This window comes from Peptoclostridium sp. (assembly GCF_009881055.1).
In the GTDB taxonomy this organism is placed as follows: domain Bacteria; phylum Bacillota; class Clostridia; order Peptostreptococcales; family Peptostreptococcaceae; genus Peptoclostridium_A.
Genome location: NZ_WXFG01000022.1, coordinates 82,449 through 98,395, shown reverse-complemented (window position 1 = coordinate 98,395; position 15,947 = coordinate 82,449). Strand labels below are relative to the sequence as shown.

At 43.0% G+C, this 15,947-nt stretch carries 14 protein-coding genes; 10 read left to right on the top strand and 4 right to left on the bottom strand.

All coding sequences use genetic code 11. The annotated features are described in order from the left end of the window. Window positions 1–190 precede the first annotated feature (190 nt). Window positions 191–814 (bottom strand): hypothetical protein, encoded by a 624-nt coding sequence (locus GT589_RS05760; protein ID WP_293397333.1) that lies wholly within the window; start codon window positions 812–814, stop codon window positions 191–193. A 156-nt stretch (window positions 815–970) separates the two neighbouring features. On the opposite strand from GT589_RS05760, the gene miaB reads away from it, so the two are divergent. The 7 genes from miaB (at window position 971) to GT589_RS05725 (ending at window position 11,758) form a co-directional block, all read left to right on the top strand. Continuing rightward, entirely contained in the window at window positions 971–2,398 is a 1,428-nt protein-coding gene (gene miaB, locus GT589_RS05755) for a tRNA (N6-isopentenyl adenosine(37)-C2)-methylthiotransferase MiaB (protein ID WP_293397329.1), read from the top strand. Window positions 2,399–2,458: 60 nt separating this feature from the next. Beyond that, window positions 2,459–5,092 carry a DNA mismatch repair protein MutS gene (mutS, locus tag GT589_RS05750; protein ID WP_330582865.1) on the top strand — a complete coding sequence of 878 codons (2,634 nt, stop codon included), beginning with the start codon at window positions 2,459–2,461 and terminating at the stop codon, window positions 5,090–5,092. After that, window positions 5,085–6,986, top strand: a complete 1,902-nt coding sequence (gene mutL / locus GT589_RS05745; RefSeq protein ID WP_293397326.1) for a DNA mismatch repair endonuclease MutL — start codon at window positions 5,085–5,087, stop codon at window positions 6,984–6,986. The genes mutS and mutL overlap by 8 nt, the downstream gene beginning before the upstream one ends. Before the next feature lie 40 nt (window positions 6,987–7,026). Beyond that, window positions 7,027–7,968: a tRNA (adenosine(37)-N6)-dimethylallyltransferase MiaA gene (miaA, locus tag GT589_RS05740; RefSeq protein WP_442952080.1), complete on the top strand. Its 942-nt coding sequence runs from the start codon at window positions 7,027–7,029 to the stop codon at window positions 7,966–7,968. Between the two features lie 39 nt (window positions 7,969–8,007). Further along, window positions 8,008–8,253 (top strand): RNA chaperone Hfq, encoded by a 246-nt coding sequence (gene hfq, locus GT589_RS05735; RefSeq protein ID WP_330582864.1) that lies wholly within the window; start codon window positions 8,008–8,010, stop codon window positions 8,251–8,253. A 128-nt stretch (window positions 8,254–8,381) separates the two neighbouring features. Continuing rightward, a complete protein-coding gene (locus GT589_RS05730) occupies window positions 8,382–9,653 on the top strand; it encodes a methionine gamma-lyase family protein (protein WP_293397323.1) in 1,272 nt (423 codons plus the stop codon). 185 nt (window positions 9,654–9,838) lie between these two features. Beyond that, complete coding sequence (locus GT589_RS05725; protein WP_293397320.1) at window positions 9,839–11,758, top strand: glutamine synthetase; 1,920 nt, start codon at window positions 9,839–9,841, stop codon at window positions 11,756–11,758. 84 nt (window positions 11,759–11,842) lie between these two features. On the opposite strand, the gene lexA is transcribed toward GT589_RS05725, so the two are convergent. Next, entirely contained in the window at window positions 11,843–12,466 is a 624-nt protein-coding gene (gene lexA, locus GT589_RS05720) for a transcriptional repressor LexA (RefSeq protein WP_293397318.1), read from the bottom strand. A 160-nt stretch (window positions 12,467–12,626) separates the two neighbouring features. Between lexA and GT589_RS05715 the strand changes: the two genes are divergently transcribed. Both GT589_RS05715 and GT589_RS05710 read left to right on the top strand, forming a co-directional pair. After that, a complete protein-coding gene (locus GT589_RS05715; protein WP_293397316.1) occupies window positions 12,627–12,896 on the top strand; it encodes a LysM peptidoglycan-binding domain-containing protein in 270 nt (89 codons plus the stop codon). A gap of 353 nt (window positions 12,897–13,249) precedes the next feature. Continuing rightward, window positions 13,250–14,206: a tyrosine-type recombinase/integrase gene (locus GT589_RS05710; RefSeq protein WP_293397314.1), complete on the top strand. Its 957-nt coding sequence runs from the start codon at window positions 13,250–13,252 to the stop codon at window positions 14,204–14,206. A gap of 91 nt (window positions 14,207–14,297) precedes the next feature. Here the strand turns inward: GT589_RS05710 and GT589_RS05705 are convergent, their stop codons facing one another. Next, the gene (locus GT589_RS05705) at window positions 14,298–15,092 is read right to left on the bottom strand and encodes a family 1 encapsulin nanocompartment shell protein (protein ID WP_293397312.1); all 795 of its coding nucleotides are present in this window, start codon (window positions 15,090–15,092) and stop codon (window positions 14,298–14,300) included. Between the two features lie 28 nt (window positions 15,093–15,120). After that, window positions 15,121–15,453, bottom strand: a complete 333-nt coding sequence (locus GT589_RS05700) for a ferritin-like domain-containing protein (protein ID WP_293397309.1) — start codon at window positions 15,451–15,453, stop codon at window positions 15,121–15,123. Window positions 15,454–15,721: 268 nt separating this feature from the next. Between GT589_RS05700 and GT589_RS05695 the strand changes: the two genes are divergently transcribed. After that, the gene (locus GT589_RS05695) at window positions 15,722–15,901 is read left to right on the top strand and encodes a hypothetical protein (RefSeq protein WP_293397307.1); all 180 of its coding nucleotides are present in this window, start codon (window positions 15,722–15,724) and stop codon (window positions 15,899–15,901) included. Window positions 15,902–15,947 lie beyond the last annotated feature (46 nt).

Here is a 15,947-nt window from a genome sequence, read left to right as displayed (position 1 = left end):
ACTCGCCCAAAATTGGGTGTATAATGCATTTAAGGGACAGATGCTTGTTTTAAGCACCTATCCCTTAACTTATACAATAAAACTGCATCAGTTTTTAGCGTTTACACAAAATCTGAAACATACCCGAAATAACATTTCATAAAAGTAGCAATCAGATAATAAGAATGCTTGGGTTTTTGAATGTAAAGTATTAGTATGGGAAATCTTTAATGAGCCTGTCCATAGTAGTTCTCATATCCATGGCGTCTATTCTTTGGACTAATTTATCATTGTATTTATTGGAGTGAACCAAATTCCTGTTGTTTCTAGCAATATGCATTGTTTCTCGAGTGGAAAGGTCTATAGAGCCATTTTTGAAAGCATCTTCGATAAGGTCATTAAAGCCACTTTTTATGTTGTGTTTTGAAAATAGTATCCCTTCAAAAATAGCAGCACACATCAACGAGTATGAAAGCCATGCTCCTGAATCAAAGCTTTTCTCAGCTTCTTCATAAAAGTAGCCTATTCGCTTGGCTAGCTCTGGATTCTTTTTCTTTATATGTGGGAATAAAAAAGAATAGTCTCGAATACCAAAATAATAAATAATAAGCATAAGCTTATACTCATGATTTTTCGGAAAAATACTATCTATATCGATGTCAACAGTAATATAACTTCTTGATATCTTGTGATAATTATCTGAGTAGAGTATTCCTTCGATATATAGCATACTATATTCAATTGCATATGCAGGAAGCAAATCAATTTGAAATTTTAGCTGGCCATTATCTACCTTGCCATCTGTGCGTGAAATGTGAAATGTTGTGCTCTTCATATAAACCTCCTTTGATAGTGACGAACAACTCCATTATACCAAAACAAGGGGTTGTGTGAATGATGATTGCGACCTTAAAATGCCGAAAACATTCCATAAAAATACTCTGATATGGTATAATCTTATCTATCGAAATTGAACGAGGAGGCATTTGTTTTGGGAGAAAGAAAGCAAGTTGAGATATCTGTGGAAGAGCTTGAAAAGCAGGAATATTATATAAGAGAAGTAAGAAAAATAAACGACGAACAGTATGGGAATACTGGTAGACATAAAAAACATCTCACTATAACCTACGGATGTCAGATGAATGAGCATGATTCGGAAAAAATGAATTTCATGCTTTCACAGATGGGGTATGCTCCGTCGGACAATATAAAGGAAGCCGACATAGTAATATTCAACACATGCGCAGTGCGTGAAAACGCAGAGCTCAAGGTTTACGGAAAGCTTGGTCACATGAAGAGCATAAAGAGGATAAAACCGGACGTGAAGATAATGGTCTGCGGCTGTATGATGCAGCAGCAGCACGTAATAGATGAAATAAAAAAAAGCCACAGGCATGTGGATGCGGTGTTTGGAACGCACAATTATCACAAGCTGCCTGAGTTCATATACGAATCATACGGAAGTGAAAAAACAATCGTAGACGTATGGAACATAGACGGGCAGGTTGTAGAAGGTCTAAGAAGCATAAGGAAGTTTGACACAAAGGCGTATGTAAACATAACATACGGTTGCAACAATTTCTGCACCTACTGCATTGTTCCGTATACAAGAGGAAGGGAAAGAAGCAGAAAGCCCCAGGACATAATCTCTGAAATAGAAATGCTGGCAAAGGATGGCGTCAAGGAGGTAACCCTTCTTGGGCAGAATGTAAACTCATACGGCAAGACTCTTGAGATGGAGTACTCATTTGCTCAGCTTATAAGAGATGTAAATGAAATAGATGGTATAGAGCGCATAAGATTCATGACTTCGCATCCTAAGGATCTTAGCGACGAACTAATATATGCTATCAGAGACTGCGACAAGGTGTGCAATTATCTGCATCTTCCCGTGCAGTCAGGCAGCAGCAGGGTGCTGAGTAAGATGAACAGGCACTATACAAAAGAGCAGTATCTGGAGCTTGTTGCTAAAATAAGAAAAGAGATACCCGACATTGCGTTCACAACAGATATAATAGTCGGATTCCCGGGTGAGACTGAGGAAGATTTCCAGGATACGCTCGACGTTTTAAGGCAGGTCAGATACGATTCTGCGTTTACGTTCATATATTCAAAAAGAAGCGGAACTCCAGCAGCGGAAATGCCGGACCAGATAGACGAGGGCATTAAGCATGAGAGGCTTGAGCGTCTCATGTCACTAGTCAACGATATAAGCGCCCAGATAAACGAAACATACAGAGGAGAGACTGTAGAGGTTCTAGTTGAGGGGCCGAGCAAGACTGACAAGACCAGACTAATGGGCAGGACACCTCAAAGCAAGCTAGTCAATTTCGAGGGCTCTGAAGAGCTTGTAGGAAAGCTTGTAAATGTTAGGATTGACGATCCGAAGACATTTTCTCTTAACGGAATAGTATTATAGATGCCGGCACTCTTACAGAGTGCCTTCTTTCGCATGCACCATATTTAGGGAGGGAACTGCGTGATAGACAAGCTCACACCCATGATGAGACAGTACATGGAGATAAAGGAACAGCACAAGGACTGCATACTGTTTTTCAGGCTCGGCGACTTTTATGAAATGTTTTTTGAGGATGCCGAAATAGCTGCGGCTATTCTCGAAATAGCGCTGACGGGGAAAAGCTGCGGCCTTGAAGAGCGGGCACCAATGTGCGGGGTCCCTTACCATGCTGCCGACGCCTATATAGCAAAATTAATACAAAGCGGACTTAAGGTTGCCATATGCGAACAGATGGAGGACCCCTCCGCAACAAAGGGCATTGTAAGAAGGGAAGTAGCAAGGATAGTTTCGCCGGGGACTGTGCTTGACGAGAGCTATCTTGATACAAAGAAAAGCAACTACCTTATGGCCATATACAGAGACGAGCACAGCGGAGATTTTGGAATCTCATATGTGGATATCACTGTAGGTGAGCTCAGCTGCACACATATAGGCGCCGGCGAGCTGCAGGACGAGATTATTAAAGTGCAGCCAAGCGAAATAATATACAGCTGCGAGACATGCACTTCATTTTTCAAGAAGCACCCACAGCTTTGCGGTGCTTATATAAACGATAACTCAAGAGAGCATTTCCTGAACGAGGAGGAGCTGCTTTTAAAATACTTCAGCCGAGTGTATATCGAGAGCAGGGGGCTGAGCGAGCCTATGAGCAAAAGCCTTATCGGGCTGCTTTCGTATATAGGGTCGACTCAGAACCATATAGCCGCCAACATAAGCAACATAAACACCTACAGCAGCAGCGACTACATGAAGCTTGACAGTTTCACAAGAAGAAATCTGGAGCTCACGCAGACAATAATGGGCAATTCAAAAAAAGGCTCTTTGCTTCACATACTCGACAAGACAAGGACTAGCATGGGCGGAAGACTCCTGAAAAAATGGGTGGATGAGCCGCTTCTTTCTGTTGAGAAGATAGACAGCAGGCTCGAGCTTGTCGGAGAGCTCTATGGTGATTTTTCGCTGCGTGAGGATATAGCTGCTGAGCTCAGGGGAATATATGACATAGAAAGGCTCTGCGGCAAGATTGCCTTCGAAAAGGTAAATCCCAAGGAACTTATAAACCTGAAGCTCTCACTTTCAAAAATACCCGCAATCAAGAGGCTGCTTGCCAAGTCAAGCTGTGAAAGGCTAAAGGAGCTTTCAGGAGGAATAGACGAGCTTGGTGACATACATGATGCAATAGAAGCTGCCATACTTGACGAGCCGTCATACTCTTTAAAGGAAGGCAACATAATCAAAAGCTCATACGACCCAAGGGTAGCCGAGTTGCGCGAGCTAACCCAAAACGGCGCAAGGCTCATACGCTCTATCGAGGAAAAGGAGAGAGAGGCTACTGGAATAAAGTCCCTCAAGATTGGCTACAACAAGGTATTCGGATACTACATCGACATAACAAAGACTAACCTTCGCCAGCTTGAAGTGCCGGAAGGCTACATGAGAAAGCAGACTCTCAGCAACTCCGAAAGATTCATAACACAGGAGCTCAAGCTCGCAGAGGAAAAAATACTCACAGCCCAGGACAAGATTAAGAGCATCGAATATGAAATTTTTGTAGAAGTGCGAAACAAGATTTACGAAAGCATTGGAAGGCTTCAGGCTACAGCCAGGCTACTCGCGCAGCTCGATGCGCTCAATTCGCTTGCCATCGTAGCGCATGACAACGGCTATGCAAGACCCGAATTCAACAAGGAAGGCCTTCTGGAGATTGAAAACGGAAGACACCCTGTCATAGAAAAGATGATAGGAAATGAAAACTTTATTCCAAACGACATAAGACAGTCTAATGATAAGGACATAAACATAATAACAGGCCCTAATATGGCAGGAAAATCGACATACATGAGACAGACGGCGCTAATTTGCCTTATGGCTCATATGGGCTCGTTTGTTCCTGCACAAAAGGCGAAAATACCATTGCTTGACAGGATATATACAAGGGTCGGTGCAAGTGACGACCTCTCGCAGGGCCAGAGCACATTCATGGTAGAAATGTCCGAGGTGGCCCATATACTCAGCAACGCCACTAAGGACAGTCTGGTGGTGCTTGATGAGATTGGCCGCGGTACAAGCACGTACGACGGGCTGAGCCTGGCATGGGCAATAGTCGACTACATCCACAGCAACGTACGCTGCAAGACACTATTTGCCACACACTACCACGAGCTCACAGAGCTTGAATCAGAGCTTGAAAGGGTACAGAATTTCTCGGTAGCTGTAAAGGAAGACGGCGAAGACGTTATCTTCATGAGGAAGATTGTTCCTGGAGGCACTGACAAGAGCTACGGAATACACGTTGCTAAGCTTGCAAAGCTGCCTGCAGAAGTCATTGAAAAGTCAAGCAGCATACTGGCCAGCCTGGAGGAGAGCAAAATATCCCACAACAAGAGCAGCATAACAGCTGGACAACAGAAGCCTGCAAAGAAACCTGAAAAAGTGCATGATGCACAGCTGGATCTTTTCAGCTACAAAAAAGAGGCGCTGCTGAGGGAAATCACAGCTATAGACATTATGAAAATGACACCTATTGATGCCATGAACTGCCTCTACAGAATTCAAAACGAGGCCAGAATGCTTGGGGATGATAAACTTGAATAACAAGATAAAGCTGCTGGATTGCAGCACAATAAACAAGATAGCCGCGGGCGAGGTCGTGGAAAGGCCGGCAGCGGTTGTAAAAGAGCTTGTCGAAAACTCACTCGATGCGGGCGCCAAGAGGGTAATCGTTGAAATTGTCAATTCGGGCAAGGATTATATCAGGATAACAGACGACGGACACGGCATAGATCCGCAGGATGCGGAGTCTGCTTTTCTAAGGCACGCGACAAGCAAGATATCACAGGTGGAGGACCTTGAAAATATCCACTCGCTTGGCTTTCGAGGAGAGGCGCTAGCAAGCATAGTGGCAGTTTCCAGACTTGACATAATAACCAAGACAGCATACTGCCAGACCGGACTAAAACTCTCATATGAGTTCGGCAGGTTAATAAGCAGGGAAGAGGTGGCAACATCTGAAGGGACCACCATAATAGTCAAGGATATATTCCAGAACGTGCCCGCCAGAAAGAAATTCCTGAAATCCGACAGGGCGGAGCTCGTTTCGATAACCGAAATAATCGACAGGATAGCAGTAGGACATCCGGCTGTAAGATTTGAATATACAAGCAACGGCAAAAGGATGCTCATTACGCCGGGAGATGGAAACATCCTAAGCGCCATAAGGGCTGTCCACGGCAAAGATGTCATGGCGAGCCTTATCGAGCTGGATAGGGAGTGTGAAGGCTGCAGGGTTAGCGGATATGTCTCAAACAACTCGGCTTACAGGAGCAGCAGAAGCTGTCAGTACTTCTATGTAAACGGCAGGTCAGTACGCTCGAGTCTGCTCGGCGAGTGCATACAAAGCGCATACAAAGAGCTGCTGCCCATAGGAAAGCATGCTATGTGTTTTATAAACATAGATATACGGCCAGACATGGTGGATGTCAACATACACCCAACCAAGCTAGAGGTGAAGTTTACAAACGATGCCGAGCTGTCAGAATGCATCAGGGAGGGCATAATAGGAGCGCTCAGGGGCGAGGAGCTCATACCCGAGTACAAAATCAGCAAAAGCGCTTTGGGCGGATGCGATGGTTCACTGCATGTTGCGACAGAGGAACCAATTGATATAGCAAGCTATGTTGAGAGCATGAACACTACAGATATATTTTTGAGCAACGCAGCTGATAGGCCGGCTACTGAAAATATAGGGGATATGCCGATTGTAAATGAGACAGAGAACTATTTGAATCCATGCGAAGTCGCGATTGTTAGAGAACTCCCTCCTTTAACGGCAGAAGCCGTGAAGGCAAATGACGCTGCATGCAAAATTGCCCCGTCATGTAAAGATGCAGAAGACGGACGCAAAAGCTCCAAGGCTATAGCGGACCTGATGCCAATAGGAGTTTTCCTGAAAACATACATTGTAGCACAGCGAGGCACATCACTTTTTCTAATAGACCAGCATGCTGCCCATGAGAGGATACTTTACGAAAAATACATGGAGCAGTTTGAAGCACATGCCATATCAAGCCAGATTCTGATGGAGCCAATAATAATGGAGTTTTCAAATTCCGACATGCTGCTGCTCGAAGAGAATATGGAGTGCCTTGAAGGATTTGGTTTTGAAGCAGAGGCATTCGGAAGCAACGCCGTGATAATTCGAGCAGTGCCCAACATGTTCGGCAAGCCGGAATCGGAAAAATTCGCAATTGAGCTTATTGAAGCACTAGGAGATATAGGCAGCTCATATGAGCTAAGAAAAGCCGAAATAGCGCAAGCTGCATGCAAGGCGGCAGTTAAGGCCAATGACAGGTTAAGTGAGATTGCTGTGGCAAAGCTGCTCGACGAGCTTTCGCAATGCGAGAATCCTTACACATGCCCTCACGGAAGGCCTGTTATAGTTGAAATAAGCCAGAATGAAATCGAAAAAATGTTCAAGCGCATAATTTAGCCATAATGATGAGAATAGTGGTATAATTAAGGAGGAAAAAATGCAAAAGATACCTGTTATTATAATAGCAGGCCCTACAGCAGTCGGTAAAACAAGGCTTTCGATAGAGATTGCAAAACATTTTGGCACAAGCATAATATCTGCGGATTCCATGCAGGTTTACAAGCAAATGGACATAGGGACGGCCAAGCCCACACAAGAGGAGATGCAGAACATAAGGCACTACCTGATAGACGAGATAGAGCCCTGGGAAGATTTCTCTGTGGCTGAATACAGCAGGCTTGCATGCGGCTACATTGAAAAGATAAGCAACGAGGGCAAAATTCCTGTCATAGTAGGCGGAACAGGCCTCTACATTAATTCCATAATGTATGACATGGATTTTTCCGGTTCAAGCTCGAACGAGGATTTGAGAAAGGAATTGGCTGACTATGCACAGGAGCACGGCGCAGAGAGCCTTTATTCAAGGCTAATTGAGCTTTCACCGGAAGGTGCTGCCGGCATACATCCAAACAATGTCAAGAGGGTCATAAGAGCGCTCGAGATATTCTATGAAACAGGTGAAGGCAAGAAGGACTTTGCCTCGGCTCCCAAGCTCAGAGATGAATATTTGCCAATCCTTATAGTGCTCAGCAGGGACAGGAAAAAGCTATATGAGCTGATAAATATGAGGGTAGATATGATGATGGATGCGGGACTGCTTGAAGAAGTAAACAGGCTCATGGCAAGCGGCTGCGATAAAAATATGGTTTCAATGAAGGGAATAGGGTATAAAGAAATTATAAATTATCTGGAAGGACTGTGCACGCTGGATGAGGCTGTAGAACAGATAAAAATGGGCAGCAGAAGATATGCCAAGAGACAGCTGACATGGTTTAGGAGATATGATTTTGCCAAGTGGATTGATGTTGGTGAATTTGAAGACCACAGCTCACTTTTGAATTTTGCAATTGACTACATTGAAGATATATTGGAAAAATAAGGGGCCCGACGCCCAGCTCAATCATTAGGAGGGATTATATTGAAAAACAGCGCAATTAATCTGCAGGACTATTTTTTAAACCAGGCCAGAAAGGAAAAAATCATAATCACAATTTTCCTTGTGAATGGAGTGCAGCTAAAGGGAATGGTAAAGGGTTTTGACAGCTACATAGTCATTTTGGAAACTGACGGCAAGCAGCAAATGATATACAAGCACGCCATATCAACTATAATACCTTCTCAGGCAATCAACCTGGTAAGTAATTCAAACGCTCAGGCAGAATAGGAATTTTAGAAACCGCGATTCAAATCGTGGTTTTTTTATTTTTTTTGTGATAAAATTTCAATTGTTATGCTTATTCAAGGCAAATTGAAACGGAAAGGTGATAAGTATTGAATACACATATAAAAGAAATGCTAAGCAAAGCTTACGGCATAGAAGAAAACATACTTGAAATGGCAAGAGAAGCTGAGGCGAGCATAAAGGAAGAATTCGCCAGGATAGAGGAAATATGCGAGTTTAATCAGTACAAGGTGCTTTCAGCCATGCAAAGGGCGAAACTGAGCGACACCCACTTTTCATGGGCTACAGGGTACGGCTACGGAGATGTGGGAAGAAGCAAGACTGAGGAAATTTATTCGTATGTCTTCAACACTGAAGACGCTATAGTAAGGCCCAACATCGTAAACGGCACTCATGCGCTGTCGCTTTGTCTCTTTGGCACATTAAGGCCTGGTGATGAGATGCTTTCATGCACTGGAAAGCCATATGATACGCTTGAAGGCGTAATAGGAATCAAGAAGACAAGGGGTTCTTTAAGCGAGCTTGGAATTACTTACAGGCAGATAGACCTGCTCCAAGACGGATGTAGCGATATTGAAGCTATAAAGGCTGCAATAAATGAAAAAACAAGAATGGCATACATACAAAGGTCCAAGGGCTACAGCTGGAGGAGATCGCTTAGCATAGAGGACATAAGGGAAATATGCGAAGCTGTAAGGAGCGTCAAGCAGGACATTGTAATCATGGTGGACAACTGCTATGGAGAATTTCTTGAAGAGCTCGAGCCAACGGATGTTGGGGCGGACATTATGGCGGGTTCTCTGATAAAAAATCCGGGAGGAGGACTGGCACTTACAGGAGGGTACATAGTAGGGAGAAAGGACCTGGTAGAAGACATATCCTACAGACTTACATGTCCGGGAATAGGCAAGGAATGCGGCCTTACCTTCGGGACTACAAGGACAGTGCTGCAGGGACTCTTCCTGGCCCCCCATGTCGTTTCACAGGCCATCAAGGGAGCGATATTTTGCGCAAAGCTGTTCGAAAATATGGGCTATGAGGTCCTGCCAAAATCAGGGGAGCAAAGAAGTGACATCATACAATCGATAAGGCTTAAAGACGAAAGTGAAGTCGTATCCTTCTGCAAGGGAATTCAAGAGGCAGCACCTGTAGATTCGTTCGTATCTCCAGAGCCGTGGGATATGCCGGGCTATGATTCAAAGGTAATAATGGCTGCAGGAGCATTCGTACAGGGATCATCGATAGAGCTTAGCGCAGACGCTCCAATAAAGCCGCCATATGCAGTATACTTTCAGGGCGGTTTAACATACGAACACTCAAAGCTTGGAGCCATGATGGCTTGCTCGAGCATGCTAAAGAGTTCTGAGAATTCACAAAAATAAGAAGCATTCGCTTATTTTTTGCAGGCGAACCTTTACAAAAAAAGCATGTTGCGATATAATTATTCCATCATGAAATACCAACTATACTCCAATTAAAATGAATATAATTCGACAAAATACGAACTATAAGCCGCGAACGATAAATTAAAATTTCACAAAATAAAAGATTCTCGTGGGGGGACATTATGTTGAGACATGTAAATGAAGATATCTATTCAAGCCTATTATACTGCATTCCAAAGGACCAGCATGACGAGGAAAGCATTAGAAATGCACTGCTTTCACATCCTGAAGTGGAATTTATATCTCTGGCCGGCGTAGATCTTGGCGGTCAGGAAACCGATGAAAAGATTCCAATGGAGCTTTTTCTTGAGGATATTTCAGAATTTCTGAATGCCGGAATACAAACAGACGGCTCAAGCGTATATCTGCCGGAGATTGCCAGCCTTAATGATGCAAAAGTAATGATACTGCCGGACAAGAATGTAAATTGGTATGTTGACTACAATTTTGACAACATCAACACTGCAAATTACAAGCCTGTTGGCACGCTTAGGATACCTTCTTTTCTTAAGCACGGAAAAGAGAAGGTCGGCTCCAGGGACATACTCAGAAGAGCGATAGACAACTTCAAGGGTGAAGTTGTTGAAATTATAAAGGAAAATCCTCATTTTCTTGAGGAGGTTGGAATAGCATCATTTGAAGATATAGACGATGTAATAATAACTTCAGCTACCGAAATGGAATTCTGGGTTAACACACCTGCAGACATAGTAGACGAGGAGCAGCTGTCAATTTCTCAAAGTCTCAAGGAGCAGTACTGGAAGAGGACAAAGGGTGAGGTTAGAACTGCCCTGGAAAGAACAATTTGGTTCATGGGCAAGTATGGTTTTGAGCCGGAAATGGGCCACAAAGAAGTCGGAGGAGTAAGGCGAAGAATAGGCCTTGGAAAAGAAGGCCATTTCATGGAGCAATTGGAGATAGACTGGAAATACAGCGAGGCTATGCAGGCTGCTGACAACGATATCTTTGTAAGAGATCTGATTGAGGATATTTTCAACTTCTGCGGTCTCGAGGTGACATTTGACGCCAAGCCAAACGAAGGAGTAGCAGGCAGCGGAAAGCATACCCATTTGGGTATAGCAGCAAAGCTTAAGACAGGCAAATTTGTAAATCTTTTCTCGCCGAAGGATATGAAAAGCGAGTATATGACAAGCTTAGGATATGGAGCTCTCATGGGAATCCTTAAAAACTATGAGGTTATAAATCCCTTCGTATCTTCAACGAATGATGCGCTCAACAGGCTTAAGCCGGGCTTTGAGGCTCCTGTATGCATAGTCACATCGCTTGGAAGAAGCAAAGAAGAACCGTCGAGGAACAGATCAATACTTATAGGCCTTATAAAGGATTTTGACAATCCTATGGCTACAAGATTTGAGCTAAGGGCGCCGAATCCTCATTCCAACACGCACCTTGTAATATCAGCATGCCTTCAGGGCATGATAGACGGGATAAGGGCAGTTTTCGATAAAAAAGCGACATTAGCCGAACTTGAGGCAGAGCTTTCAAAGAATTACGGTGATGAGGGCTTCTACCTCGAAAAGAACAGACAGTACAGAAGCGAGGAAGATGTTTATGAGCTCTCCCAGGAAGAGCGAAACAGGCTTTTTGGTGTCCCACCAAGGACGGTATGGGAGAACATAGTTTCATGCAAGAGCGGCGGAGAAAAGAGAAAAGCTCTCTACCATAACGGAGTGTTTAGCGAAAAAACAGTCATCTCGTTTAGATACACTGCCATCCAAAGATGGGCGAACGAGCTTCTTGGCAGGATAATACCTAACAACATGGACATAGTAAGAGAGTGTAAGAAGGTTCACACTGAGGGAGACATATCTGACCTGGATGTTGTAATGTGGAACAAGATTAACACGATGAGATGGTATCTTATGAAGGGCAGCATGGATACTGATTCGCTTTTCACAAGGATAAGAAAAGAGCTTGAGGAAAAAAATTACGATCAGGCGTCCGAACTTCAGGTTGAGATGAGCGAAAAGATTTCAGAGCTCAAAGAGCTCTACTATGCATATAAAAAGAACCAGTTTTAAAAACATACACAATTGAAGATAGGAAAGCTAAAGGCTGTTTCTCGAGTAGTGAACTACATGCTCCGAGAAACAGCCTTTTTGTGTTTATTTGAAATATTTTCTGAAAAGTCCCTTTACTATGCCTACAATAGCAACGTTTTGTGCGTATATCGGTTCCATTGAGGAGTTCTCAGGCTGGAGCCTTATTCTGTTTGTTTCCTTGTAGAACCTTTTGACGGTTGCAGTGTTGTCGTCGAGAAGAGCAACCACAATTTCACCATTTTGAGCAGTAGCTTGTTTCTTCACTATGATATAATCGCCGTCCATGATGCCGGCCTCTACCATTGAGCTACCCTTTACCTTAAGTATAAAATTGTCGTTACCGTGTATGAAGCTTTGAGGGAGCGTAACATAGTCTTCAATATTTTCTATTGCGAGTATGGGCTCTCCTGCAGTAACCTTTCCGATTACAGGAACGCCGACTACATCCTTTTCGATTATTGTTTCAAGCTCGTCGGGCATTACACCAATGGCCCTTGGCTTGCTTGGGTCTTTTTTTATGTAGCCTTTCTCCTCAAGCTTGCTAAGATGGCTGTGCACTGTAGATGTGGATTTAAGATTTACAGCAGCGCATATCTCCCTTACTGAAGGAGGATATCCGTGCTTTGCTACTTGCGCTTTTATAAAATTCATTATGTCAATTTGCTTTTTTGACAGATCGGAATACATGCTTTTAGCCCCTTTCTGATTGGAATGAAACATCTGTTCATATTGAGTATACCACCTTTTGGGGGCAAATACAAACTAATGTTCTTTTATGCTTGACCGGGAACAGATGTTCTGTTATTATGTTTATAGAACATAGGTTCTATAAAGGGAGGTCGATTAGATGAAAAGGATGCTGGTGTACATAATACTATTACTGTCACTTACTGTGAATGTGTTCAATATATTTGCGCAGGGCAAGCAGGACATTGGAGATATCGAAATAAGACAAATAGTAGTTATGGAAGGTGACACATTGTGGGATATAGCTCAGAAAAACATGAGTGAGGACACCGATATAAGAGATTACATATGCCAGATACAGGAGCTAAATGACATGGATGGAGCAAACCTAATTCCCGGAGAAACAATAATGGTGCCATTACTGCAATAGATGCTTTAAGCAGAGCTAATCTGGTGGCAAAAAAAGATAAAAATATAACCAACATGGCAAAACAGTCGGAAATTATAAGAAAACAATAGCGTAAAGCATTGGCTCGGCACATGGAAGGGATAAGCTTCATGCAAACACTGCTATGGGGTGACAATAAAACAAGGCTTATATTGCAAAACAAGCGAAATTCCTATAATATTTAATTATAGGAATTTCGTATTTATGCCATATTTTAGCATGATTCATCAGATGTACACAATTTTTGGAGGAAAATCGAATAAGTCAACCATAATATAATTATGTAGATACAATATTCGGCACATGGGATACGTCATGCGCAAAGAGGTGAAAAAATGAATCTGGCAATTCTGGAAAGTACCGCTGAAAAGTTCATAAAAATGCTAGCCTCGGAAAAGAAATCAAAGCATACAATCACAAACTACTCGTCCTCTCTTGGAAGCTTTATAAAGCACGTGCGCATCCACAAGGGAAGCAGTGATTTTAATTTCAAGGAGACCGTCTTTGAGTACATAGACTCTGTAAATCCGGGCTATTCTACAAACACAATAAACACAAGAAGGAACATCATTAAAAGCTTTGTAAACTACCTTTCAGACAGGGGATACATAGAAGAGAGCTTTTCAAGAAACATAAAGCTTCTCAGAAGGGACAACAGCAAGACAAAGGAGGTGCTCGAACCCTTCGAGATAGAAGGGCTCCTCGAGGCTGCAAACTGCGATATATCAGAGGCAGCAGGATATAATATTTACCACAAGGTGAGGAACAGACTGCTCCTGGTAATGCTGATTTTTACGGGAATGAGGCGTTCGGAGCTCGCATGCCTCAGGTGGAGCGATGTAAACACAAGGACCAATGAGATAACCGTGACGGGCAAGGGGAATAAGACGCGGGTAGTTCCGCTGAGGAAGGAAATCCGATATGAGCTCATGGACTTTCGTGAGCTTATAAGCGAATTCGAGGGCAGGGGCTACAGCATGAACACCAGTTACATATTCGGCTCAGAGCACAGGAATAAACGCACAAAAGAAAAGGACGGCCACATCAACCCCAAGACAATTGAGATAATAATTGCATCACTCGTAAAAAAAGCTGGCATATCAAAGAAAATAACTCCGCACAACCTAAGGCACAATTTCGCCAGCTACGCTGTAAAAAGCGGCATGAGCATACCTACGCTCTCAGGAATACTAGGCCACGCTTCTCCCGATATAACTATGAAGATATATGCCCACGAGATTAGCAAGGAAGAGCGAGAAAAGCAGATGAGCAAGCTTGACTTTGGCATATAAATAGTAGAGCTACTTAAAAAAAGTGCGTATCTTGTTGAAAGAATACGCACTTTATCTTATATGCTCATACTTCTTTTGTATAGCTTTAAGGCTAAACCAGCTTAAATCTCACTATCACCCTAGGGTCAAGCACCCTGAAGGTGAAAGATTCGCCTATGAACAGCTTAACCTTCTTTGTATCATGCTCGCAGTAGCCTATGGATAGGTCGCGGCCTATTGTCATTTCAAGATTTTCACTGTCATACGGAAGCAGCAGTGCATCTTCTATAACATGGCTGAATACTATTTTTCCGCCTATAAGGTTTTCCACTCTTTTGACAAGGGGATAGCCTTCTGATTTAGAGTTTATCATGTTCCAGGCCTTTTCTCCTACAACAAGTGTGTAAGGCTTTTGAACGTAGGCGTCCTGAAGCATTACGGCTGCTTTTGATATGGCTTCGAGTATTTCATCCTCGTCATCTGTTAGAGCCACGGTAGGAGTGTTTGCCCCGTTCAATATGCCTTCAATGCCGGCAGCTTCGAGTCCTTGGAAAATGGCGTTTTCTTCGAATAGCGCCATTTTCTTGGCTGCCTCTTCAAGGGCCGTAAAATCAATATCCTTGGCGCCTCTTATGAAGTTATCGAGCTCCCACCTGTCAAGCTCGAAATCTATCCTCGCCTCAACAAGAGGCTTGACCTTGTATACTCCCATTTTCACTTCACTTTTGTCATCCTTGACTTCAAGTCTTCCCTCAGGTACGGCAGAGTAGTTCCAACCCATAGGGCCTTGAATGTTGACTACTTTCCTCGCAGAAAGATAGCTTTTCATAACATCTGCGGCTCTCTTGTCTATCTCTTCCCAAACCTCATTTATTATAGGTGCAAGCTCTCTTTTTAATATATCCATACAGTTATCCCTCCCTTATCCTAAATGCCTACTTAAGGCTTCCAATTTTGAGTGAGCTGTCGCCTGATGCTGATGCGTTTCCCTCAACAGAAGTGACGTCTTCAGTGGTAAAAAGATATGTCCTAAGCTCCTCATCCCACTTAGGCATGTTTCTTCTCAGCCATTCAAGAGCCATGCAGGCATGTTCTATCTCTTCGTCCCTGTTGTGGGCCAATATTGCTTTTAGGGTTTCGTCATTTGTTGCTGCGACCCTCTGATTGTACCAGTTGACAGCTTCAAGTTCTTCCTTGAGACTGTTTATTGCCCTTGAAATATTCATGGTTTTTTCATCGAGTACATCTAAAGATTCATGGTAATCCATAGGCTATTCCCTCCCCCAGTCAATTTTGTCTCTTTTCATCAAAAATAATTCTATTTAGGTAATACCCATATAACAAATCTAAAAACAACAAGGGGATACAAAAGCCAGATATTACATTTTTGGCTTTACAGTAGGAGTTCGATGAACAAAAAAAACCAGCAGAAAATTGCGAATCTTTTTAAAATAAAGACTTATTTATACTGTGAATAATAATGAATATACAGGGTAGAAAAATAAAGACAAAAGGGTGATTTTGGGAGGGATATTCATGAACTACAGGGAAGAGAAAAAGAGGATATTTCGCGACAACATCCACGAGCTTGAAAAAAGCATAGAACAGCTCAAGAAATTCGCGAACCAGAACGAGAGCTATAGGAACATAGTCGATGAAATTGCAATGAATGCCAAGAAAAACGCAAAAATGCTTTCACTTTTTGAAGAGGACTAATAATAATTTATAACGGCATACAAAAAATCCAGCATATAGACGCTGG